The sequence below is a fragment of the Streptomyces ardesiacus genome, assembly GCF_003112575.1.
Classification (GTDB): domain Bacteria; phylum Actinomycetota; class Actinomycetes; order Streptomycetales; family Streptomycetaceae; genus Streptomyces; species Streptomyces ardesiacus.
The window spans coordinates 415,594-435,206 of record NZ_BEWC01000010.1; the positions used below are offsets into that span (position 1 = coordinate 415,594).

22 protein-coding genes are annotated in these 19,613 nt (G+C 73.0%); 16 read left to right on the forward strand and 6 right to left on the reverse strand.

Going from position 1 to position 19,613, the window contains the following annotated elements:
- Positions 1 to 24: 24 nt before the first annotated feature.
- Complete coding sequence (locus Sdi02f_RS31830; protein ID WP_031087214.1) at positions 25 to 1,209, forward strand: MarP family serine protease; 1,185 nt, start codon at positions 25 to 27, stop codon at positions 1,207 to 1,209.
- On the opposite strand, the gene Sdi02f_RS31835 is transcribed toward Sdi02f_RS31830, so the two are convergent.
- Positions 1,199 to 1,732: a GNAT family N-acetyltransferase gene (locus tag Sdi02f_RS31835; RefSeq protein ID WP_174843422.1), complete on the reverse strand. Its 534-nt coding sequence runs from the start codon at positions 1,730 to 1,732 to the stop codon at positions 1,199 to 1,201. The genes Sdi02f_RS31830 and Sdi02f_RS31835 overlap by 11 nt on opposite strands.
- A 72-nt stretch (positions 1,733 to 1,804) precedes the next feature.
- On the opposite strand from Sdi02f_RS31835, the gene Sdi02f_RS31840 reads away from it, so the two are divergent.
- Both Sdi02f_RS31840 and Sdi02f_RS31845 read left to right on the forward strand, forming a co-directional pair.
- On the forward strand, positions 1,805 to 2,749 hold the full coding sequence (locus Sdi02f_RS31840; RefSeq protein WP_051909031.1) for a TIGR01777 family oxidoreductase: 945 nt from the start codon (positions 1,805 to 1,807) through the stop codon (positions 2,747 to 2,749).
- Positions 2,750 to 2,964: 215 nt separating this feature from the next.
- The gene (locus Sdi02f_RS31845) at positions 2,965 to 4,368 is read left to right on the forward strand and encodes an NAD(P)/FAD-dependent oxidoreductase (RefSeq protein ID WP_053639180.1); all 1,404 of its coding nucleotides are present in this window, start codon (positions 2,965 to 2,967) and stop codon (positions 4,366 to 4,368) included.
- Between the two features lie 30 nt (positions 4,369 to 4,398).
- Here the strand turns inward: Sdi02f_RS31845 and Sdi02f_RS31850 are convergent, their stop codons facing one another.
- Positions 4,399 to 5,865, reverse strand: coding sequence for an NsdA family TPR-like regulatory protein (locus tag Sdi02f_RS31850; RefSeq protein ID WP_030403930.1), 1,467 nt, complete (start codon positions 5,863 to 5,865; stop codon positions 4,399 to 4,401).
- 234 nt (positions 5,866 to 6,099) lie between these two features.
- Here Sdi02f_RS31850 and lipB point away from each other — a divergent pair, with 234 nt between their 5' ends.
- From lipB to Sdi02f_RS31870, 4 genes are all read left to right on the forward strand, one after another.
- On the forward strand, positions 6,100 to 6,900 hold the full coding sequence (lipB, locus tag Sdi02f_RS31855; RefSeq protein ID WP_030403931.1) for a lipoyl(octanoyl) transferase LipB: 801 nt from the start codon (positions 6,100 to 6,102) through the stop codon (positions 6,898 to 6,900).
- 191 nt (positions 6,901 to 7,091) lie between these two features.
- Positions 7,092 to 8,045 (forward strand): lipoyl synthase, encoded by a 954-nt coding sequence (gene lipA / locus Sdi02f_RS31860; RefSeq protein WP_030403932.1) that lies wholly within the window; start codon positions 7,092 to 7,094, stop codon positions 8,043 to 8,045.
- 244 nt (positions 8,046 to 8,289) lie between these two features.
- On the forward strand, positions 8,290 to 8,505 hold the full coding sequence (locus tag Sdi02f_RS31865; RefSeq protein WP_030403933.1) for an SCO2195 family GlnR-regulated protein: 216 nt from the start codon (positions 8,290 to 8,292) through the stop codon (positions 8,503 to 8,505).
- Positions 8,506 to 8,587: 82 nt separating this feature from the next.
- Positions 8,588 to 9,292: a DUF4191 domain-containing protein gene (locus tag Sdi02f_RS31870; protein WP_030403934.1), complete on the forward strand. Its 705-nt coding sequence runs from the start codon at positions 8,588 to 8,590 to the stop codon at positions 9,290 to 9,292.
- Positions 9,293 to 9,417: 125 nt separating this feature from the next.
- Here Sdi02f_RS31870 and Sdi02f_RS31875 read toward each other — a convergent pair whose 3' ends face one another.
- Entirely contained in the window at positions 9,418 to 9,885 is a 468-nt protein-coding gene (locus Sdi02f_RS31875; protein ID WP_030403935.1) for an RDD family protein, read from the reverse strand.
- A gap of 220 nt (positions 9,886 to 10,105) precedes the next feature.
- Between Sdi02f_RS31875 and glnA the strand changes: the two genes are divergently transcribed.
- Together glnA and Sdi02f_RS31885 are read left to right on the forward strand one after the other, a co-directional pair.
- Complete coding sequence (glnA, locus tag Sdi02f_RS31880; protein ID WP_007388370.1) at positions 10,106 to 11,515, forward strand: type I glutamate--ammonia ligase; 1,410 nt, start codon at positions 10,106 to 10,108, stop codon at positions 11,513 to 11,515.
- Between the two features lie 185 nt (positions 11,516 to 11,700).
- A complete protein-coding gene (locus tag Sdi02f_RS31885) occupies positions 11,701 to 11,961 on the forward strand; it encodes an SCO2583/SCO2584 N-terminal domain-containing protein (RefSeq protein WP_174843423.1) in 261 nt (86 codons plus the stop codon).
- 77 nt (positions 11,962 to 12,038) lie between these two features.
- On the opposite strand, the gene Sdi02f_RS31890 is transcribed toward Sdi02f_RS31885, so the two are convergent.
- Positions 12,039 to 12,878 (reverse strand): SDR family oxidoreductase, encoded by an 840-nt coding sequence (locus Sdi02f_RS31890; protein WP_053639181.1) that lies wholly within the window; start codon positions 12,876 to 12,878, stop codon positions 12,039 to 12,041.
- A 93-nt stretch (positions 12,879 to 12,971) separates the two neighbouring features.
- Here Sdi02f_RS31890 and Sdi02f_RS31895 point away from each other — a divergent pair, with 93 nt between their 5' ends.
- The 3 genes from Sdi02f_RS31895 to pspAB all read left to right on the forward strand — a co-directional run bounded on the left by Sdi02f_RS31895 (position 12,972) and on the right by pspAB (position 14,937).
- Positions 12,972 to 13,340 (forward strand): winged helix-turn-helix transcriptional regulator, encoded by a 369-nt coding sequence (locus Sdi02f_RS31895; protein WP_030403938.1) that lies wholly within the window; start codon positions 12,972 to 12,974, stop codon positions 13,338 to 13,340.
- Between the two features lie 66 nt (positions 13,341 to 13,406).
- Positions 13,407 to 14,321 (forward strand): zinc metalloprotease HtpX, encoded by a 915-nt coding sequence (htpX, locus tag Sdi02f_RS31900; protein ID WP_030403939.1) that lies wholly within the window; start codon positions 13,407 to 13,409, stop codon positions 14,319 to 14,321.
- Between the two features lie 37 nt (positions 14,322 to 14,358).
- Positions 14,359 to 14,937, forward strand: a complete 579-nt coding sequence (gene pspAB, locus Sdi02f_RS31905; protein WP_030403940.1) for a PspA-associated protein PspAB — start codon at positions 14,359 to 14,361, stop codon at positions 14,935 to 14,937.
- A 70-nt stretch (positions 14,938 to 15,007) separates the two neighbouring features.
- Here the strand turns inward: pspAB and Sdi02f_RS31910 are convergent, their stop codons facing one another.
- A complete protein-coding gene (locus Sdi02f_RS31910) occupies positions 15,008 to 15,322 on the reverse strand; it encodes a hypothetical protein (protein ID WP_030403941.1) in 315 nt (104 codons plus the stop codon).
- A 174-nt stretch (positions 15,323 to 15,496) separates the two neighbouring features.
- Here Sdi02f_RS31910 and Sdi02f_RS31915 point away from each other — a divergent pair, with 174 nt between their 5' ends.
- Complete coding sequence (locus Sdi02f_RS31915; RefSeq protein WP_031087227.1) at positions 15,497 to 15,856, forward strand: arsenate reductase family protein; 360 nt, start codon at positions 15,497 to 15,499, stop codon at positions 15,854 to 15,856.
- 28 nt (positions 15,857 to 15,884) lie between these two features.
- On the opposite strand, the gene Sdi02f_RS31920 is transcribed toward Sdi02f_RS31915, so the two are convergent.
- Positions 15,885 to 16,757: an alpha/beta fold hydrolase gene (locus Sdi02f_RS31920; protein ID WP_031087228.1), complete on the reverse strand. Its 873-nt coding sequence runs from the start codon at positions 16,755 to 16,757 to the stop codon at positions 15,885 to 15,887.
- Positions 16,758 to 16,866: 109 nt separating this feature from the next.
- Here Sdi02f_RS31920 and Sdi02f_RS31925 point away from each other — a divergent pair, with 109 nt between their 5' ends.
- The 3 genes from Sdi02f_RS31925 to Sdi02f_RS31935 all read left to right on the forward strand — a co-directional run bounded on the left by Sdi02f_RS31925 (position 16,867) and on the right by Sdi02f_RS31935 (position 19,520).
- Positions 16,867 to 17,343 (forward strand): MarR family transcriptional regulator, encoded by a 477-nt coding sequence (locus Sdi02f_RS31925; RefSeq protein WP_037799960.1) that lies wholly within the window; start codon positions 16,867 to 16,869, stop codon positions 17,341 to 17,343.
- A gap of 132 nt (positions 17,344 to 17,475) precedes the next feature.
- Positions 17,476 to 18,507, forward strand: a complete 1,032-nt coding sequence (gene glnII / locus Sdi02f_RS31930) for a glutamine synthetase (protein WP_030403945.1) — start codon at positions 17,476 to 17,478, stop codon at positions 18,505 to 18,507.
- Between the two features lie 71 nt (positions 18,508 to 18,578).
- Positions 18,579 to 19,520, forward strand: a complete 942-nt coding sequence (locus tag Sdi02f_RS31935; RefSeq protein WP_108934452.1) for a DUF6891 domain-containing protein — start codon at positions 18,579 to 18,581, stop codon at positions 19,518 to 19,520.
- Positions 19,521 to 19,613: the final 93 nt, after the last annotated feature.

A 19,613-nucleotide genomic window follows, 5' to 3' on the forward strand; every position in this document is an offset into this window, starting at 1 on the left:
CGCTCCGGCAGAAAGGCGGTTCGCGTGGACCTGCTCGACCTCGTGCTGGCGCTGGTGGTGCTGGCCTACGCGGCGTCCGGATACCGGCGCGGGCTGGTGGCCGGCTGTGTGTCGCTGGCCGGCTTCGTCGGCGGCGCGGTGCTCGGCGTGTGGCTGCTGCCGTGGGTGACGGACCAGGTGGAGCGCGGCTCGACCGGGGCGACGGTGGCCGCAGTGGTCACGGTGCTGCTGCCGGCGATGGTGGGACACGAACTCGCGGGACGCCTCGCGCTGCGGCTGCGCAGGGAGCTGGACGCCGGCCCGCTCCGGGTGGCCGACGGCGTCGGCGGGGCGGTGGCGAACGCGGCGGCGGCGCTGATCGTGGCGTGGGTGGCGGCGAGCGTGCTGGCGGCCTCCTCGTCCACGCTGCTCACCTCGGCGATCCGGGAGTCGAGCGTGCTGGGCGCGGTGCACCGGGCGATGCCGGCCACCACCCCCGCGTGGTTCTCCCGGGCGACGACCGCGCTGGCCGACGCCGGCTTCCCGCAGGTCTTCAACCCGTTCGAGCAGGAATCGGCCGCCGAGGTGGCCGAGCCCTCCGGCGACAGCGTCACGCCCGCGGCCACCCGGGCGGCCAAGCGCAGCACGGTGAAGGTGGAGGGCGTGACCGGCACCCAGGGCCGGGAGGGCAGCGGCTTCGTGTACGCGCCGGAGCACGTGATGACCAACGCCCACGTGGTGGCCGGCATCGACGCCCCGAGCGTCCGGGTCGGCGGTGTGGGCCCGGCGTACGAGGCGCGGGTGGTGCTGTTCGACCCGGACAAGGACGTGGCGGTGCTGTACGTCCCCGGTCTGAAGGCGCCGGTGCTGCGGTTCGACGAGGACGCCGCGCGCGGCGACGCGGCGGTGGTCGCGGGCTATCCGCAGGACGGCGCCCTGGACCTGCGGGCGGCGACGGTGGCGAACCGGATCCGTGCCACCGGCCAGAACATCTACAACGACGCGAGCGTGACCCGGGAGATCTACTCGGTCCGTTCCACGGTCCGCCCCGGCAACTCGGGCGGACCGCTGCTGACCACGGACGGCCGGGTGTACGGCGTGGTGTTCGCCCGTTCCACCTCCGACCCGGAGACCGGCTACGTGCTGACGGCCGCCGAGGTGGCCCCGCAGGCGCGCGAGGCGGCGGACGCCACGCGGGCGGTGGACACCGGCGCGCCGGTCACGTCGTGAGCGCGGCCCCGGCCGGACCGTCCGGCCCGCCCGGACCGGTCAGCATCCTTCCCATCAGCACGTCGTCGACGTACCGCCCGTCGAGGTGGAACTCCTCGGGCTGCACGCCCTCGACGACGAAGCCCTCCGACTCGTAGAGCTTCCGGGCGGCCGTGTTGTGGCCGAGGACCCGCAGGGTGATGCGGCGGAAGCCCTTGTGCCGGGCGTCTTCGACGGCGGCCCGGACCAGGGCCCGCCCCACGCCGTGGCCGCGGGCGGCGCCGGAGACGGCGAGGCCGCGGATCTGGCGGACGTGGGTGTTGGAGGCCAACGGGGTGGGGAAGCCGAGGCGGACGTAGCCGACGACGGCGCCGTCGAGTTCGGCGACCAGGTGGGCGTCGGGTCCGCAGGTGTCGCGGAAGAAGGGGTCGTCCGGCGCCGGCGGGGGCGAGACGGCGTGCAGGTAGGACCAGGTCTCGAGGTCGATCGCGTGCAGCGGCTGCTCGTCCTCGGGCCTGGCGGGGCGTATGTACGGCGCTGGCATGACGGTCACTGTACGACGCGGTGCCGGGGACCGTTCCGTGGTTTTCGCCCGCCCACCCGGCAGGATGGGCCCATGAACGACGTACGCGTGGACGGCTGGCACGAGGACGGACGCTCCGGCACGGGACGTTCCCGCATCGCGGTGGCCGGCGCGTCCGGTCTCATCGGCGGGGCGCTGGCGCGGTCCCTGACCGCCGACGGGCACGAGGTGGTGCGCCTGGTGCGGCACGCGCCCGGCGGCCCGCACGAGGTCCGCTGGGACCCCGAGAACGGGCGGGTGGACGCGGCCGGGCTCGACGGCTGCGACGCCGTGGTCAATCTGGCCGGGGCCGGGGTGGGCGACCGCCGCTGGACCGACGCGTACAAGACCCGCATCCGCAGCAGCCGGGTGCACGGCACGACGGCGCTCGCGGAGGCCGTGGCCGCGATGGAACGGCCGCCGCGGGTCTTCGTCAACGGCAGCGCGATCGGCTTCTACGGCGAGACCGGCGACCGGCCCGTGGACGAGAGCGCGCCCGCCGGAGAGGGCTTCCTGCCGGGCCTGTGCGTGGAGTGGGAGGCCGCGGCGGCCCCGGCCCGGGAGGCGGGCGTGCGGACGGTGCTCGTCCGTACCGGGCTGGTCGTGGCCCGCGGGGGCGGTGCCTGGGGGCGGCTGTTCCCGCTCTTCCGGGCGGGGCTCGGCGGGAAGCTGGGCGACGGGTCGCAGTACTGGTCCTTCGTGGCGCTGCACGACGAGGTGGCGGCGATCCGGCACCTCCTGGACCGGGAGGACCTGTCCGGCCCGTTCAACCTGACCGCCCCTCAGCCGGTGACCAACCGTGCGGTGACGGTGGCCATGGGCCGGGTGCTGCACCGCCCGGCGCCGTTCGCGGTGCCCGCGCCGGTGCTGCGGGCGGTGCTCGGCGAGATGGCGGGCGACGTGCTGGGCAGCGCCCGGGTACTGCCGGCCCGCCTGCTGGAGTCGGGCTTCCGCTTCGCGTTCCCGGAGATCGACGGGGCGATCCGGGCGGCGCTGTAGGCGCCCCCGGTGGCGTACCGGACCAGCACCGGGGCAGTACGGCCACCGCACCGGACCGGATCACAGCCGTATGCGACCGGTGTGCGACCGTGTACCGCCTCCGTGCGACTCCCCTTGACCGTTCCCGACCTTAACCTCGTGTCGAACTCGGGTATTCCTCAAGCCTGTTGGGGGCATGACGTTCCCAGCGGCCGCGCAACCTCGAGGAGGGGCACGTGCTTGAGCCCGCGTACCAGGCGGACGTCGTCGTCGTGGGGGCCGGGATCGCCGGACTCGCCGCGGCGGAACGGCTGACCAGCGCAGGAGTGACGACCACGGTCCTGGAGGCCGCCCATGCGGTGGGCGGCCGGATGGCCACCGAGAAGGTCGACGGTTTCCGGCTCGACAGAATCGGACAGCTGCTGTCCACGGCCTGTCCCGAACTGCGCCGCACCCCCGGGCTCGACGGCCTCGCGCTGCTGCCGTTCGCCCCCGGGGTCCTGCTGCACAGCGAGGGGCGGCACCATCGCGCGGGCGCTCCGGCGGGCGTACGAAGCGCGCGGGGCGCACTCCACGCGGTGCGCGCCCTCGCGAGCGCCCCCCGCTCGATGCCGGCGCCCCGGCGGGCGGGACACACGCCCGGAGCTCCCGGCGGGCCCGCCGCCGCGCCCCGCACCCGCGCGGGCGCCCCGCTCGGCACCGCCGTCGACCAGGCCCGGCTCGGCGCCGCGCTGGCCCGGCTCGCGCACACCCCGGCCGAACGGCTGCTGGCCCGCCCGGAGCTGCCCGCCGCACGGGCCCTGGCCGCCCGCGGGCTGCCGGGCCGCACGATCGAGGGCTTCCTGCGGCCGCTGCTCGCCGCCCTGCTGTACGACCCGGACCTCACGACCTCCAGCCGGTGCGCGGACCTGGCGCTGCGCGCCTTCGCGGGCGGGCGGCTGGCGCTGCCGGAGGGCGGCGCGGAGGCCCTCCCGGAGCACCTGGCGCGGTCGCTGCCGCCGGGCACCGTGCACACGGGGGTGCGGGTGACCTCGGTGGCGACCAACGCCGTGACCACCGCGGAGCACGGGGTCATCCGCTGCCGGGCCGTCCTGGTGGCGACCGACGCCCGCGCGGCGGCCGAGCTGCTGCCGGGCCTGAGGGTGCCGGACTTCCACCCGGTGACGGTGGTCCACCACACGACCGACGAGCCGCCGGCGACCGGCGCGTCCCTGCTGCTCGACGCCGATCGCGGCGGCCCGGTCGCGCACACGGCGCAGATCAGCCGGGTGGACCCGTCGCGCGCCCCCGCCGGCCGCGTCCTGGTCTCGTCGACGGTCCTCGGCGCTCCCCCGCCCGACCTCGACACCGCCGTACGCATCCACCTGTCCCGCCTCTACGGCACCCCGACCGCCCGCTGGGAGACCCTCGCCGTGCACCACACGCCCGAGGCGGTGCCCGCGATGCGCCCGCCGCACGACCCGCGCAGGCCGGTACGGCTGCTGGCCGGGCTGTACGTGTGCGGCGACCACCGCGACACCAGCAGCGTCCAGGGGGCCCTGCACTCGGGCCACCGGGCCTCGGCGGCGATCCTGTCCGACCTGGGCGCGGACCGGCCGATGCACTCGGCGGAGGCCCTGGGCCCGGCTCGGGCGGCCTGACGGCGTCCCGGGACGGCCCGCGCGGCCCGTCTACCCGAGGGCGGCCACCTTGTCCCGGTACCCCCGCACGGGTGCCGCGTCCCGGTACGGCTCCAGGCGGCGTTCGAAGTCGCGGACGTACTCCGTGGCGCGCACGGAGCGCATCTCGGCCGCCTGGCCCGCCGCCTCGGCGGCGAGCTGGCAGGCCTGGTCGAGTTCGCCGAGGCCGAGCCGGGCGGTGGCGAGCACGACCCGGCTGAAGAGGCGGCTGCGGGCGTAGACGGGGGAGCGCAGTTGCAGCGAGCGCTCCGCGTGCTGGGCGGCGGCGCGGAACTGCTGCAGGTCGCGGTGGCAGTGCCCGAACTCGTCGGCGAGCTGTGCCTCGTCGAAGAAGCGCGCCCAGTGCGGCACCTCGTCGCCGGGCCGGGCGGCCTCCAGCGCGCGCTCGGCCCGCACCAGGGCCGCGGTGCAGGCCCGCACCTCGCCGAGGACGGCATGCGCCCGCGCCTCCGCGGCGTGCAGCAGCGTCTGCACGACGGGCGGCGCCGAGGTCCCCACCCCCTGCTGCGCCACCCGCGTGAGCTGCACGGCCTCCCGCCCGTGCCCCAGGTAGACGGCCTGCCGGCTCATGGTGACCAGCACGTACGAGCCGTACGCCCGGTCCGCCGCCGCCTGGGACAGCCGCAGCGCCTGCACGAAGTAGCGCTGGGCGAGTCCGTGCGCGGCGATGTCGTACGACGTCCAGCCGGCCAGCCGGGTCAGGTCGGCGGCGGCGGCGAAGAGGCGCCGGCCGGTCTGCTCGCCGTAGGTGCCGCGCAGCATGGGCTCCAGCTCGTGCTCCAGGTAGCGCACGAGGGCCTGGCGGGCGTGTCCGCCGCCGTACCGGTCGTCGAGGCTGCGGAACAGCTCGCCGACCGAGCGCAGCGCGGACAGGTCGCCGCCGCCGACCCGCTGTCCCGGGCCGCGTTCGGCCTGGGCGGCCCGGCGTCTGGAGGGGTCGAGCGGGACGGCGGGCCTCGGGGTCGCGGGGCGGCCCTGGGCTGGGATGCGGACGGGCACCTCGGCGCGGGCCACCTTCTCGTCGGCGCGGCCGATCAGCCAGTCGCGGCTGGGCACGACGAGCCCGGCCGGGGTGAAGGCGATCTTCCGCAGCTCGGCGTGACTGCCGGAGTCCTTGCGCCACAGCCCGCCGACGATGTCGACCGCCTCTTCGGGGCTCCCGGCGAACTCCAGGCCCGCGTAGACGGGCGCGCACGCGTCCAGGCCGAGGTCCTGGGCGCTCAGGCGGCGGCCCAGGCGCCGGGTGAAGACCTCGGCGATCAGGGCCGGGGTGGTGCCGCGGGGCTGCTGGCCGCGCAGCCACCGGGTGACGGACGTCTTGTCATATCTCAGGTCCAGGCCGTGTTCGAGGCCGAGCTGGTCGACGCGACGCGCGAGACCCGCGTTCGAGAAGCCCGCTTCGGCGATGAGCGCGGCGAGCTGGCGGTTGGGGGTGCGCTGCGCGGGTCGTTCCGTCATGGTGCGGTGCGGTCTCCTGCCTTCCGGGCGTTCGATTGCCCGGAGCGCCTGTGAGCAGCCCTTATGGCCTCGTGAACGGCGTGAATGTAGCGGAGAGTAAGCACCCGATCGCACAATTCGCCCGGCATTCATCCGATCGTGTGAGGATTGCCCGCCCGGCTGACGACGCGCGGACGGTCGTACAGTGGCGTGGGCACGCTTCGTGCCTTACGACCTTGCAGGGAGGCACGTGCCGTGAGTGAGCTGCGCTTCGTCCGGATGGGGTTCGGTGCCGAGCGCGTCGAGTACCAGGAGGCGTGGGACGAACAGCGCCGGGTGCACGCCGCGCGGTTCGCCGACGAGGTCCCCGACACCGTGCTGCTCCTCGAACACCCGCCGGTCTACACCGCCGGCCGGCGCACCGCGGACAGCGAACGGCCCCTGGACGGCACCCCGGTCGTCGACGTGGATCGCGGCGGCAAGATCACCTGGCACGGCCCGGGCCAGCTCGTGGGCTACCCGATCCAGAAGCTCCCGCGCCCGGTCGACGTGGTGGCCCACGTCCGGCGCCTGGAGGAGGCCCTGATCCGCACCTGTGCGGAGTTCGGTCTGGAGACCACCCGCGTCGAGGGCCGCAGCGGCGTCTGGGTCCTCGGCGACCCGGTCGAGCAGCGCCCGGCGCTCGGCGGGCTCTCCCTGGACTTCGACCCCCGGCTGACCGACGAGGAGTTCGACCCCCGGCTCAACGGCCCCGAGTACGCCCCGTCCAACGCGGGCCAGCGCCGGGAGGACCGCAAGATCGCCGCCATCGGCATCCGGGTCGCCAAGGGCGTCACGATGCACGGCTTCGCGCTGAACGTGAACCCCGACAACAAGTGGTTCGACAAGATCATCCCCTGCGGCATCCGCGACGCGGGCGTCGCCTCCCTGGCGAACGAACTGGGCCGCGACGTCACCATCGAGGAGGTCCTCCCGGTGGTGGAGCGCCACCTGCGGGACATCCTGGAGAACGCGGAACTCAAGCCCCGGGTGATCGAGAAGGCACCGGCGGCATGAATACGGCCCGGCGCGCACCCGGCGCCGAGGGCATAAATCCACCCCGTCCGGCGTTTGGGGACGGGGCCCGTCAGGGCCGGAGCGGGGGCCTGGGGGCGGCAGCCCCCAGCAAGGCCAGCACCACCGCCGACCAACAAATCAACGGGCGTACCCTGAAGAACGCCGAAGAATCAATCGCTAGGGAGCCGGTCGTGTCCGCAGTCGCACCCGACGGACGCAAGATGCTGCGCCTGGAGGTCCGCAACAGCCAGACCCCCATCGAGCGCAAGCCCGAGTGGATCAAGACCCGGGCGAAAATGGGTCCCGAGTACACCAAGATGCAGAACCTGGTGAAGAGCGAGGGCCTGCACACGGTCTGCCAGGAAGCCGGCTGTCCCAACATCTACGAGTGCTGGGAGGACCGCGAGGCGACCTTCCTCATCGGCGGCGACCAGTGCACCCGGCGCTGCGACTTCTGCCAGATCGACACCGGCAAGCCCGAGGCACTCGACCGCGACGAGCCGCGCCGCGTGGGCGAGTCCGTGGTCACGATGGACCTGAACTACGCCACCATCACCGGCGTCGCCCGCGACGACCTCCCCGACGGCGGCGCCTGGCTGTACGCGGAGACCGTGCGCCAGATCCACCAGCAGACCGCCGGCCGCGAGGCCGGCCGCACCAAGGTCGAGCTGCTGGCCCCCGACTTCAACGCGGTGCCGGAACTGCTCCGCGAGGTCTTCGACTCCCGCCCCGAGGTCTTCGCGCACAACGTCGAGACGGTCCCGCGGATCTTCAAGCGCATCCGCCCCGGCTTCCGCTACGAGCGCTCCCTGAAGGTCATCACGGACGCCCGCGACTACGGCCTGGTCACCAAGTCGAACCTGATCCTCGGCATGGGCGAGACCCGCGAGGAGATCAGCGAGGCGCTGAAGGAACTGCACGAGGCCGGCTGCGAACTGATCACCATCACCCAGTACCTGCGCCCGTCCGTGCGCCACCACCCCGTGGAGCGCTGGGTCAAGCCGCAGGAGTTCGTGGAGCTGAAGGAGGAGGCCGAGCAGATCGGTTTCTCCGGCGTGATGTCGGGCCCGCTGGTGCGGTCCTCGTACCGGGCGGGACGGCTCTACGGCATGGCCATGGAGCAGCGCCGGTCCGCCACCGTGTGAATTCCCGCACAAGCGCCTACTCGCCAGTAATGGCCGAGACGCCGCGGCCCCGACCGTCCTCGCTGATGAGGGCACCGGTCGGGGCCGCGCTCCCGTTCCGGGGCCCGGCGACGCGGATTCATGTCCGTTTGACCGGCGGGTCACGCCCTGGTAACACCAATCAGTGACCCTGGAATCACAGCACGTACACCACCGCGTACACCCGTCTCCGTACCCGGAGCCGTACCGAGGGGGGACCTTCACCATGCAGGCCGCGCCCGTTCGCGTCACCGCAGTCCGTGCCACCGCCATCCCGTCGTTCACCACCGCCCTGCGGGCCGTCGAGTCGCTGCTGATGAGCGGCGGCCAGCGCACCGCCCGGCGCAACGCGTGGAACTCCGTTCTGGAGGACCGCCGCCGCGCCAAGGACCGGATCGAGACGGAGCGCGCGATGCGGCAGTCCGTCGTCGGCCGCCCCTGAGCCCTGGATCCGGCCCTCCCGCCCTCCCGCCCGCCGGGCACTGCCGTCGTCGGCGCTTTCGGGGGCACGTAGACTTCGTGCCATGGCGAGGAAGGAACCTGCAGCGGACGCTGCGAATCCCGGGCGACTGAAGCAGATCGCTCTGACCTACAAGATGACCCGCAAGGCCGACAAGAAGATCGGTCTTGTGCTCGCGGGTGTCGGCATCGTCGTCTTCGGTGTCCTCCTCGGGATCGGTTTCTTGATCGGTCACCCCATCTATCTCGGCATCCTGGGCCTGCTGCTCGCCTTCCTCGCGACGGCGATCGTCTTCGGGCGCCGGGCCGAGCGGGCGGCCTTCGGGCAGATGGAGGGACAGCCGGGCGCCGCGGCGGCCGTACTGGACAACATCGGCCGGGGCTGGACGACCACCCCCGCGGTCGCGATGAACCGCAACCAGGACGTGGTGCACCGCGCGGTCGGCAAGGCCGGCATCGTGCTGGTCGCGGAGGGCAACCCGAACCGGGTGAAGTCCCTGCTCGCCGCCGAGAAGAAGAAGATGAACCGCATCGTCGCCGACGTCCCCGTGCACGACCTGATCGTGGGCACCGGCGAGGGCCAGGTCGAGCTGAAGAAGCTGCGCACGACCATGCTCAAGCTCCCCCGCGTCCTGAGCGGCCCGCAGGTCACCGTGACCAACGACCGGCTGCGCGCCCTGGGCGACCTGATGAGCAACATGCCGCTGCCCAAGGGCCCGATGCCCAAGGGCATGCGGATGCCCCGGGGCGGCAACCCCAGGCAGCGCTGACCCGCGGCACTCCGAGACGCCGGTACGGCGAGGGGGGCGGCCCGATCACCCGGGCCGCCCCCCTCGCCGTACCGGCGTCCTCGCATGCGTGGCGCGTGCCGGAGTCGGACGGTGGATCTCCGCGCTCAGACGCGGATCTCCACGGTGCGCGCCAGCCGGTCGTGCAGGCCCCGGCCGTCGCGGTCCCAGATCAGCGCCGGGAGGGCGAGGCACAGCAGGACCGAGCGCAGCAGGGCGCGCGGCGGGCTGGGCCGGCCGGTCGTGAGGTCCACGACCCGCAGGCCGAAGAGGCGCTTGCCCGGTGTGGAGCCGATCGTGCCGACGGTCAGCACGCTCAGCACGAAGAAGATCAACAGGGTCCAGTTGCTCGCCGTCTGCCCGTAGCTGCCCGTGATGAGGCCGTATGCGATCAGGGCGCACAGGGCCCAGTCGACGGCCAGCGCGCCGATCCGCCTGCCCGGGCGGGCGAGGGAACCCGGTCCCTCCTCGGGCAGACCGAGCTGCTCGCCGCGGTGTCCCAGATCGGCACCGGCCTCTTCGATGGCGGCGCGGGGGCCGGAGAGCCACGAGCCGATTGCTTGCCTGTTGTCCACCCGACCACGGTACTGCGCCCGTATACAGGCCCGGAACGGTGGGGTGTGACCGTTCCCGAAACGGCCTAGGCTGGGGAGGCGGCCGGTTAACTTCTGCGAAACAAACGGGTCACGCCCGAGAAATCACCCGTCCCTAGGGTCGAGGAAGCGTGTGCCACCCGCACTGGCCGCACGAACGATCTACCAACCCGGCGGGACGGTCGGGAGTAGGAGGAGCTGGATGTTCCAGAACGCCGACGACGTCAAGAAGTTCATCGCGGACGAGGACGTCAAGTTCGTCGATGTCCGGTTCTGCGACCTGCCGGGCGTCATGCAGCACTTCACGTTGCCCGCCGAGGCGTTCGACCCCGACGACGAGCAGGCCTTCGACGGATCCTCGATCCGCGGTTTCCAGGCCATCCACGAGTCGGACATGTCCCTGCGCCCCGACCTGTCCACCGCGCGTGTCGACCCGTTCCGCCGGGACAAGACACTCAACATCAACTTCTTCATCCACGACCCGATCACGGGCGAGCAGTACTCCCGCGACCCGCGGAACGTGGCGAAGAAGGCCGAGGCGTACCTGGCCTCCACGGGCATCGCCGACACGGCGTACTTCGGCCCGGAGGCGGAGTTCTACGTCTTCGACTCGGTGCGCTTCAAGACCGCCGAGAACGAGTCCTTCTACCACATCGACTCCGAGGCCGGCGCCTGGAACACCGGTGCCCTGGAGGACAACCGCGGCTACAAGGTCCGCTACAAGGGCGGCTACTTCCCGGTCCCGCCGGTCGACCACTTCGCCGACCTGCGTGCCGAGATGTCGCTGGAGCTGCAGCGGTCCGGCCTCCAGCTGGAGCGCCTGCACCACGAGGTGGGCACCGCCGGCCAGGCCGAGATCAACTACAAGTTCAACACGCTGCTGGCCGCCGCCGACGACCTGATGCTGTTCAAGTACATCGTCAAGAACGTGGCCTGGCGCAACGGCAAGACGGCGACCTTCATGCCGAAGCCGATCTTCGGTGACAACGGCTCGGGCATGCACGTCCACCAGTCGCTGTGGACGGGCGGCGAACCGCTCTTCTACGACGAGCAGGGCTACGCCGGCCTCTCCGACACCGCCCGCTACTACATCGGCGGCATCCTCAAGCACGCCCCGTCGCTGCTGGCCTTCACCAACCCGACGGTGAACTCCTACCACCGCCTGGTGCCGGGCTTCGAGGCCCCGGTGAACCTGGTGTACTCGCAGCGCAACCGCTCCGCCGCGATGCGCATCCCGATCACGGGCTCGAACCCGAAGGCCAAGCGCGTCGAGTTCCGTGCCCCGGACGCCTCCGGCAACCCGTACCTGGCGTTCTCCGCGCTGCTGCTCGCCGGCCTGGACGGCATCAAGAACAAGATCGAGCCGGCCGAGCCGATCGACAAGGACCTCTACGAGCTGGCTCCCGAGGAGCACGCCAACGTGGCGCAGGTGCCGACCTCCCTCGGCGCGGTCCTCGACCGCCTGGAGGCCGACCACGAGTTCCTCCTCCAGGGCGACGTGTTCACGCCGGACCTGATCGAGACGTGGATCGACTTCAAGCGCGCCAACGAGATCGCCCCGCTGCAGCTCCGTCCGCACCCGCACGAGTTCGAGATGTACTTCGACGTGTGACCGGCCGGGCCCGGGTCCGGGCCCGACGTCGTGCCGTCCGGCGCCCCCGTTCCCTCTCCCGGAGGGTGCGGGGGCGCCGTCGTGCGCGGCCGGCCTGGCCGAAAACCCTTCACAGGGTGCGGACGGGCCGGGATCATGTCTCTTGGACGACAGTTCGAGTCAGGGGGACGGGGAGAGTGCCGGAGATGCCGGAACGCGACGACGAGGAGCGCGAGTACGACCTGAGGTGGGCGGACGGCGCCGACCACAAGGAGCCCTCGGCGCGGGCCCGGATGCTCGCCGCGCGCTGGAAGGAGAACCCTCCCGGCCCGGTCCCCTTCCGTGCCGACCCCGACCACGTGGGCTCCGGCCGCCGGTCGTCGTGGGTGTCCACCGCCGTTGTCCTCGGCTGCGTGGCGGCGGTGATCGTGCTGCTCGGTTACCTCAATTTCAGGGCGCCCTACTGAGGACGCACGGACCGGGGCTCCTTACGCATGACGCACGGACCAGGGCGCGCCGACGCCGCCGCCCGGTCCCCGCGGTCTCAGCGGAAGGCGCCGACGTTGCGGGCGGCCCAGTCGGCGAAGGGGCGCGGGGCGCGGCCGAGGACGCGCTCGACGTCCGGGCCGACGCGCTGCTCGGCCGGGCTCGGGGAGCCCAGGATGTCGAGGGTGTCGTCGGCGAGTTCCGCCGGCATGCTGCGGGCCATGGCGGCCCGGGCCTCCTCCCGGGTCAGTTCCTGGAACGCCACGGGCGCGCCCAGCGCGGCGGCGAGGGCCTCGGTCTGCCCGCGCGGAGTGATCACCTCCGGACCGGTCAGCTCGTAGGCGGCGCCGGTGTGCCGGTCCTCCAGCAGGCAGGCCGCCGCCACCGCGGCGATGTCCGCCGGGTCGACGACCGGCACGCCGACGTCGCCGAAGGGCGCGGCGACGACCCGCCGCGCCCGGACGGACTCGGCCCACCACAGGGCGTTGGAGGCGAAGCCGCCCGGCCGCAGGACCGCCCAGTCCAGGCCGGACTCCCGCACCGCGTCCTCCAGCGCGCGCATCGCGATCCGCGTCGTCCCGAAGGGCCGGGTCACGACGCCGAGCGTGGAGAGCAGGACGACGCGGCGGACCCCGCTCTCCACGGCCTCGCCGACGATGTCGGCGGGGTTGGCCCCGGTGGCGTGCAGGTCCCCGGACAGCAGCAGGAACAGCGACTCTGCTCCGGTCAGCACGGGCCGCAGCCCGGCCGGCTCGGCGAGGTCGGCCACCACGTGGCGGGCTCCGTCCGGCACCGCAGCTGGATGCCGTGACACCGCCGTCACCTCCTCGCCCGCCGCTGCCAGCGCCCGCGTCAGCGGCCGTCCGATGTTCCCGGTGGCTCCGGTCACCACGATCATGAGCAGCTCCTTGTCGGATCTCCTGTGTGGATCTTCACGCTAGGAGCAGCGGCTAACTTCTGGTAAGGACGTACCTCTGGGTAAGCTCAGGACATGACGGAAGGCCTGCAGCACAGGGACGCCGGGACCGGTGAGCGGTATGACGTGTTTCACACCGACTGCCTGGCGCGCGACGTGGTGGACCACGTGACCAGCAGATGGGGCGTCTGGGTGCTGATCGCCCTGCGACGCAGCGACCTCCGGTTCTACGAGCTGCGGGAGAGCATTCAGGGCATCAGCGAGAAGATGCTCGCCCAGACACTGCGCCTGTTGGTCGGGGACGGCCTGGTCTGGCGGGAGGTCGAGCCGACGACGCCGCCCCGGGTCACGTACGGGCTGACCGCGTTCGGCCGGGACGTCGGGGAGCCGCTGACGGAGCTGTTCGACCGCGTCACCCGGCGGCTGTCGCCCGGGGAGCAGTAGCGTTCCGGGGTCCTTCCGGGTGCACACTGGACATCGGGACGAGTGCCCGACTGCGAGGTGATGCAGATGCAGAGCCGCTTCCAGAGTGACCGGCGGTTGACCGTGCGCATGGGGATCACACTGTTCCTGCTCGGTCTGTTGTATGTGGGCTTCGTGGCCGCGCTGGTCGCGGTGCTGAAGTCCTTGGTGCTGGTCGTGGTGATCGTGGCGCTGGTGTTGGCGGCGCAGTACTGGTTCTCCGACCGGATCGCGCTGTTCGCCATGCACGGCAGGGTCGTGGAGCGGGACGAGTATCCGGAGCTGCACGGGGTGGTGGACCGGCTGGCGGCGATGGCCGACATGCCGAAGCCCGTGGTCGCGGTGTCGGGGATCGACATGCCGAACGCCTTCGCGACCGGCCGCAATCCGGACAACGCGGTCATCTGCGTCACCTCCGGCCTGTTGCGGCGGCTGGAGCCCGCGGAGCTGGAGGGCGTGCTCGCGCACGAGCTGTCCCACGTGGCGCACAAGGACGTCGCGGTGATCACGGTGGCGTCGTTCCTCGGCGTGCTCGCGGGACTGATCGTGCGGTTCGCCTTCTACTCCCAGCTCTTCGGGGGACGCCGGGACCAGAACACGATGGCCGCACTGGCCGTGATCATGGGTGTCTCCATCGCGGTGTACACGATCAGCTTCCTGCTGATCCGGGCCCTGTCCCGGTACCGGGAGCTGGCGGCGGACCGCGCCGCGGCCCTGCTCACCGGGCGCCCCTCGGCCCTGGCGGCGGCCCTCACCAAGGTCACCGGCGACATCGCGCGCATCCCGACCAAGGATCTGCGCACGGCCCAGGCCTTCAACGCCTTCTACTTCACCCCGGCCTTCGGTGCCGAGCCCGGCCTGAGCCGGTTCTTCGCCACCCACCCGAGCCTGGAGCAGCGGCTGGAGCAGCTGGGCCGGATCTCCACCGAGCTGGGCGAGGCGACGGCACCGGGCAAGGCCTGAGACGCGGGCGGCCGCGGAAAGGACGGACGACACGGGCATGCGACTGCTGGACATCCTGCTCGGGCGCTCCCGGGCGGTGGCGCCCGATCTGGACCGGCTCTTCGCACTGCCCTCGGCCGCGGTGGGCCTGGAGGCCGCGGCCGGCTTCCGGCCGACCGGGCAGGGGGCGGTGTGCTTCGCGACGGTCGAGGGCGCCGCCTTCGAGCGCACGCACCGCGAGATCCGCGACCTGCTGGACGCGGACGCCGGCCGGGTCCCGGTGGAGCTGACCCACGACGACTACGGCTACTCCTGGCTCGTCTCGCAGCGCTCCCCGGGCGAGCTGCCGCTGCTGGTGAACGACCTGCACGCGGTGAACAGCACCCTGGAGGCGGGCGGTTTCGGGCCGCGGCTGCTGTGTTCCCTGGCCGGTTTCGTGGACGACGCCGACCGGCGGCTCGCCCTCGTCTACCTCTACAAGCGGGGCACCTTCTACCCCTTCGCTCCCCTGCCCGGCGAACGGCAGCGGCGGGACAACGCGCTGGAGCTGCGCGTCCGGGCGGCGCTCGCCGACGAGTTGCCGGTGGAGGACGACCTGGGCCGCTGGTTCCCCGTGTGGGGGGCGCCCGGGCTGTGACCCGGACCGCCCCCCGGTTCCGGACGCGGGCGCCGGGCGCCGCCGAAGGGCACGGCACCCGGCGCCCCGCTCACCGCGAGTACCGCATCAACGCCCGCACCATGTGGCAGGTCGTGTCCGACGGCGGGTGGACCCCGATGGCCAGCGCGGCGCTGCGTATCCGCTCGTTGCGCGCCTGACGGGGGAGGTAGACGCCGGAGTCCAGCAGGGCGATGGCGAGCCGCATCGCCTTGAGCCGGCGGTTGTGCGTGATGTACCACTCGCGGGGACGGCCCGCCGGCAGCGGACGCTTCTCCACGGGTTCGTACGGCAGGTCGAGCAGGACGGGCCGCTTGGCGGTGGACTGGGTCGGCAACGGCTTCGGCTTCAGTGCGGCAGCGGGCACGGGCATCCTCCTGTCGCGGTCGGGGCGCCGTCCGGACTTCCCGGCGACACCCTCGAACACTGCTTCTATTTTACTGCCCACCACTGACAAAAGCCCCTGCCCACAAGGGCTTTCGGGGCCGCTGGGGCGCGCGTGGCGAACGGGTTCCGGCGCCCTCCGGCTACCGTGTGCGCCATGGAGATCTGGATCAATCCGGCCTGTTCGAAGTGCCGCAGCGCGCTCAGCCTGCTCGACGCGGAAGGGGCCGACTACACCGTCCGCCGCTACCTGGAGGACGTGCCGAGCGCGGACGAGATCCGCGAGGTGCTCACCCGGCTCGGCCTCGAACCGTGGGACATCACCCGCACCCAGGAGGCGGCCGCCAAGGAACTGGGCCTGAAGGACTGGCCCCGGGACGAAGCGGCACGCGACCGCTGGATCGCCGCACTCGCCGAACACCCCAGGCTGATCCAGCGCCCGATCATCACGGCGGACGACGGTACGGCCGTGGTGGGCCGCACCGACGAGGCGGTCCGCGACGCCCTGTCCCGCTAGGCGGGGCAGGGCGGGCGGGGCGTGGCGCTCAGCCGGCCGGGGCGGCGAGGAAGTCGCCGAGGCGGCGGCCCAGCCCGGGCGGGGCGGAGTGCGGGAGCGCGTGGTGGGACACGTCCGGCACGACGTCCACCTCCGCGTGCGGCAGCGACGTCCGCGCCCGGGCCGCCACTTGGGCGGGGTCGTGCGTCCTGCTGTCCCCGGCCAGGAGCAGCAGGACCGGCGTGTCCAGGGCGCGCAGCGCCTCCGGGGCCGGGCGCGGTCCGGTCACCGGCCTGCGCTCGGGGAAGCCGGCGGCGGCCTCCTGGAGGGCGAGCCAGTCGGCGTCGAGCGGGACCCCGCCGGTCTCCCAGTCCAGGAAGGCCCGGACCCGGCGGGGCGTGGGCCGCAGCAGCATCGGCAGCGCCCGCAGCAGGTAGGCCGCCCTGAACCCGGCGAAGCACTGGGTCGGGTCGAGGAGGAACAGGCGGCGCACCCGGCCGGGCGCGTGCACGGCGTAGTGCAGGGCGGTCCAGGCGCCGTAGGAGTGGCCGCCCAGGTCCGTCTCCGTGATGCCGAGGCCGTCGAGGAGCGCGTCCAGCCAGGTGGTGAGGTCGGCGACGGTCCGCAGGGGACGGTCGCCGGACGGCGTGCTGCGGCCGGGGGCGCCGATCAGGTCGACGGCGTGGACGCGGTGGGTGCGGGACAGGTCGGCGGCCTGGGCGTACCAGGACGCGGAGGTCGCGGCACCACCGCCCGGGAGCAGGACGAGGGGGCGGGCGCCGGCCGGTCCGCTCACGTGGACGTGCGTCTCGCCGAAGGGGGTGGGCACGGTCACCGACCCGGTCCCGGCGGGCCACTTGGCCATGACCTTGTCGTAGGCGTCGTGGAAACGTCCGGCGTCGTACGGACCGCGTGCGCTCATGAGCGGTGCCCCCTGTCTCGATTGCTCCCTGTTCCTGCCCTGCCCACCCGGTAGTATCTCGCCCAGCGAGATACTTGTCGAGCGAGACGAAGCCGGAGGAGGGGTTCGCATGCCCGACCAGGGGCCGGAGATGGAGATCGTCCACCTGCTGCGGGCGGTCACCGTCGAACTGGGCGCCCACAGCGGGCGGTTCGCGCAGCGCAACGGGATGCACCCCACCGACGTACGCGCGCTCGTCGTGCTCATGGACGCCGCTCGCGCTGGCGAGGCGATGACCGCCGGCCGCCTGGGCGGCGCGCTCGGGCTGAACTCCGCGGGGACGACGGCACTGGTCGACCGCCTGGAGCGGGCCGGACACGTACGGCGGGTGCGGGACGAACGGGACCGGCGCAGGGTGACCGTCGAGGTCGACGAGCGGGCCGTCGCGCTGGGCTGGTCCCACTTCGGACCGCTCATCGGGCGAGCGGTGGAGCTGCTGCGCGGATACGACGAGCGGGAGCTGGCCGCGATCAGGGACTTCCTGGCCGGCGTGCGGGAGGCGGCCGAGGGCGACACGGGTGAGCCCGGCCACAACGGCTCCGGGTAACACGGGGTTCACACCCGGGCAACGGTCGGGAAATCGCCCGTTGACACGCTGCACGGCAGGAGACGCGGCGCCCCGCCGCCCCAGCGCCGCAGCACCCGCGAGTGCGCCCAGACCCCGAAGGATGTGGCCCCCGTGACCTTCAAGGCCGAGTACATCTGGATCGACGGCACCGAGCCGACGGCCAAGCTCCGTTCCAAGACGAAGATCATCACGGACGCCCCCGCCGGCCTGGACGCCCTGCCCCTGTGGGGCTTCGACGGGTCCTCCACCAACCAGGCCGAGGGCAACTCCTCGGACTGCGTGCTCAAGCCGGTCTTCTCCTGCCCCGACCCGATCCGCGGCGGCGACGACGTCCTGGTGCTGTGCGAGGTCCTCGACACGGACCTGACCCCGCACCCGAGCAACACCCGCGCCGAACTGGCCGAGGTCGCCGAGCGCTTCGCCGCGCAGGAGCCGGTCTTCGGCATCGAGCAGGAGTACACCTTCTTCAAGGGCTCCCGTCCGCTCGGCTTCCCCGAGGGCGGCTTCCCGGCCGCGCAGGGCGGCTACTACTGCGGTGTCGGCGCGGACGAGATCTTCGGCCGCGACGTCGTCGAGGCGCACCTGGAGAACTGCCTCAAGGCCGGTCTCGGCATCTCCGGCATCAACGCCGAGGTCATGCCGGGCCAGTGGGAGTTCCAGGTCGGCCCGCTGTCCCCGCTGGAGGTCTCCGACCAGCTGTGGGTCGCCCGCTGGCTGCTCTACCGCACCGCCGAGGACTTCGAGGTCTCCGCCACCCTCGACCCCAAGCCGGTCAAGGGCGACTGGAACGGCGCGGGCGCGCACACCAACTTCTCCACCCGGGCGATGCGCGAGGGGTACGACGCGATCGTCACCGCCTGCGAGTCGCTCGGCGAGGGCACCAAGCCCCTGGACCACGTCAAGCACTACGGCGCCGGCATCGACGACCGCCTCACCGGCCTGCACGAGACCGCCCCGTGGAACGAGTACTCCTACGGCGTCTCCGACCGCGGCGCCTCGGTGCGCATCCCGTGGCAGGTCGAGAAGGACGGCAAGGGCTACATCGAGGACCGCCGTCCCAACGCCAACGTCGACCCGTACGTCGTCACGCGCCTGCTCGTCGACACCTGCTGCACGGCGCTGGAGAAGGCCGGCCAGGTCTGAGCCCGGGCCGCCCGCTCCCGGCCGCCCCGCCCCCGGGCCGCGTTGTCGGTGGCGCGTGCCAGGGTGGGGGCATGGAGATCGACGGGTCCCTCGCCATCAAGGTCGAGACGGAGAGCGGGCGGACGCACGCCCGGGTCCGGGCCGCGGAGCTGCGGGAGCTGGTGACGCGCATCGGCCGCGCCGGCGACCGCTTCCTGGTCGTGCAGCGGATACCGGACATCCCCGACGTGTTCGCGCAGGTGTGGCACGAGGCGGGCGGGGAGTACCGGCTGGAGCACCGGGCCGCCGCGGACGCGTTCTTCGGTGCCGGCCTGGGCGATCCCGGCCGTGTGGCGGACCTCCTGACCGGCTGGGCGCGCCGGGAGCCCGGCTGGGACGAGGGCGTCGCCTGGGAACCGGTCGACCTGGGGCCCGAGGAGGACGTCCCGGAGCTGCCGGAGGAGGTCCGGCAGGAGGTCGAGCCGCTGCTCCGGAAGCTGCTGCGCTGCGGCTACGACGGCCGCGGGACGCTCGCCGAGGCGGCGCGGGACTACCGGGACCCGGACGCCGCCGACGGTGCACTGCCGGTGTCCGGCGCCCAGGCCCGGCGGCTGGTGGACCGGCTGTGGCTGGAGCGGCTGGCCGAGCAGGAGACCTGGGGCGCGGAGACCACCGACCCGGAAAGGCTCACCCGGGTCTTCCGCGCCCTGGACGCGGCCGGCATCACCGCCCGGGAGAACTTCGCCTGCTGCCGGGGCTGCGGCACGGCGGAGATCGGCGCGGAACGCGAGGGGGCCCGGGGCTTCGTCTTCTTCCACCGGCAGAGCACCGAGGCCGCCGCCGAGGGGTACGGACTCGTGCTGCACTACGGCAGCTTCGAGGGCTCCGACGGCTCCGAGGAGACGACGACGGCCGTCGGGCACGAGGTCGTGGCGGCGTTCGCGGGATCCGGGCTGTCCACGGAGTGGGACGGCGATCCGGGCCGGGCGATCGCCGTCACCCCGCTGAACTGGCGCAAACGACTGGAGGGATGAGTGGACGGCCGTCCGCTTCCGGCCAGGCGGCGTCCACACACTGAGAGGACCCTCCTCTCCCCCGCCGCCGTCTGCTTCAATGAGCCCATGGCC

Coding starts and splice junctions, on each gene's coding strand:
- Sdi02f_RS31920 (WP_031087228.1), bottom strand. CDS start 16,757: ATGAGCGCACGCGGTCCGTACGACGCCGGACGTTTCCACGACGCCTAC.
- Sdi02f_RS31885 (WP_174843423.1), top strand. CDS start 11,701: ATGCCGGAACGCGACGACGAGGAGCGCGAGTACGACCTGAGGTGGGCG.
- Sdi02f_RS31895 (WP_030403938.1), top strand. CDS start 12,972: ATGACGGAAGGCCTGCAGCACAGGGACGCCGGGACCGGTGAGCGGTAT.
- Sdi02f_RS31840 (WP_051909031.1), top strand. CDS start 1,805: ATGAACGACGTACGCGTGGACGGCTGGCACGAGGACGGACGCTCCGGC.
- Sdi02f_RS31890 (WP_053639181.1), bottom strand. CDS start 12,878: ATGATCGTGGTGACCGGAGCCACCGGGAACATCGGACGGCCGCTGACG.
- glnA (WP_007388370.1), top strand. CDS start 10,106: ATGTTCCAGAACGCCGACGACGTCAAGAAGTTCATCGCGGACGAGGAC.
- htpX (WP_030403939.1), top strand. CDS start 13,407: ATGCAGAGCCGCTTCCAGAGTGACCGGCGGTTGACCGTGCGCATGGGG.
- Sdi02f_RS31925 (WP_037799960.1), top strand. CDS start 16,867: ATGCCCGACCAGGGGCCGGAGATGGAGATCGTCCACCTGCTGCGGGCG.
- Sdi02f_RS31850 (WP_030403930.1), bottom strand. CDS start 5,865: ATGACGGAACGACCCGCGCAGCGCACCCCCAACCGCCAGCTCGCCGCG.
- Sdi02f_RS31835 (WP_174843422.1), bottom strand. CDS start 1,732: ATGCCAGCGCCGTACATACGCCCCGCCAGGCCCGAGGACGAGCAGCCG.
- pspAB (WP_030403940.1), top strand. CDS start 14,359: ATGCGACTGCTGGACATCCTGCTCGGGCGCTCCCGGGCGGTGGCGCCC.
- Sdi02f_RS31915 (WP_031087227.1), top strand. CDS start 15,497: ATGGAGATCTGGATCAATCCGGCCTGTTCGAAGTGCCGCAGCGCGCTC.
- Sdi02f_RS31935 (WP_108934452.1), top strand. CDS start 18,579: ATGGAGATCGACGGGTCCCTCGCCATCAAGGTCGAGACGGAGAGCGGG.
- Sdi02f_RS31870 (WP_030403934.1), top strand. CDS start 8,588: ATGGCGAGGAAGGAACCTGCAGCGGACGCTGCGAATCCCGGGCGACTG.
- Sdi02f_RS31865 (WP_030403933.1), top strand. CDS start 8,290: ATGCAGGCCGCGCCCGTTCGCGTCACCGCAGTCCGTGCCACCGCCATC.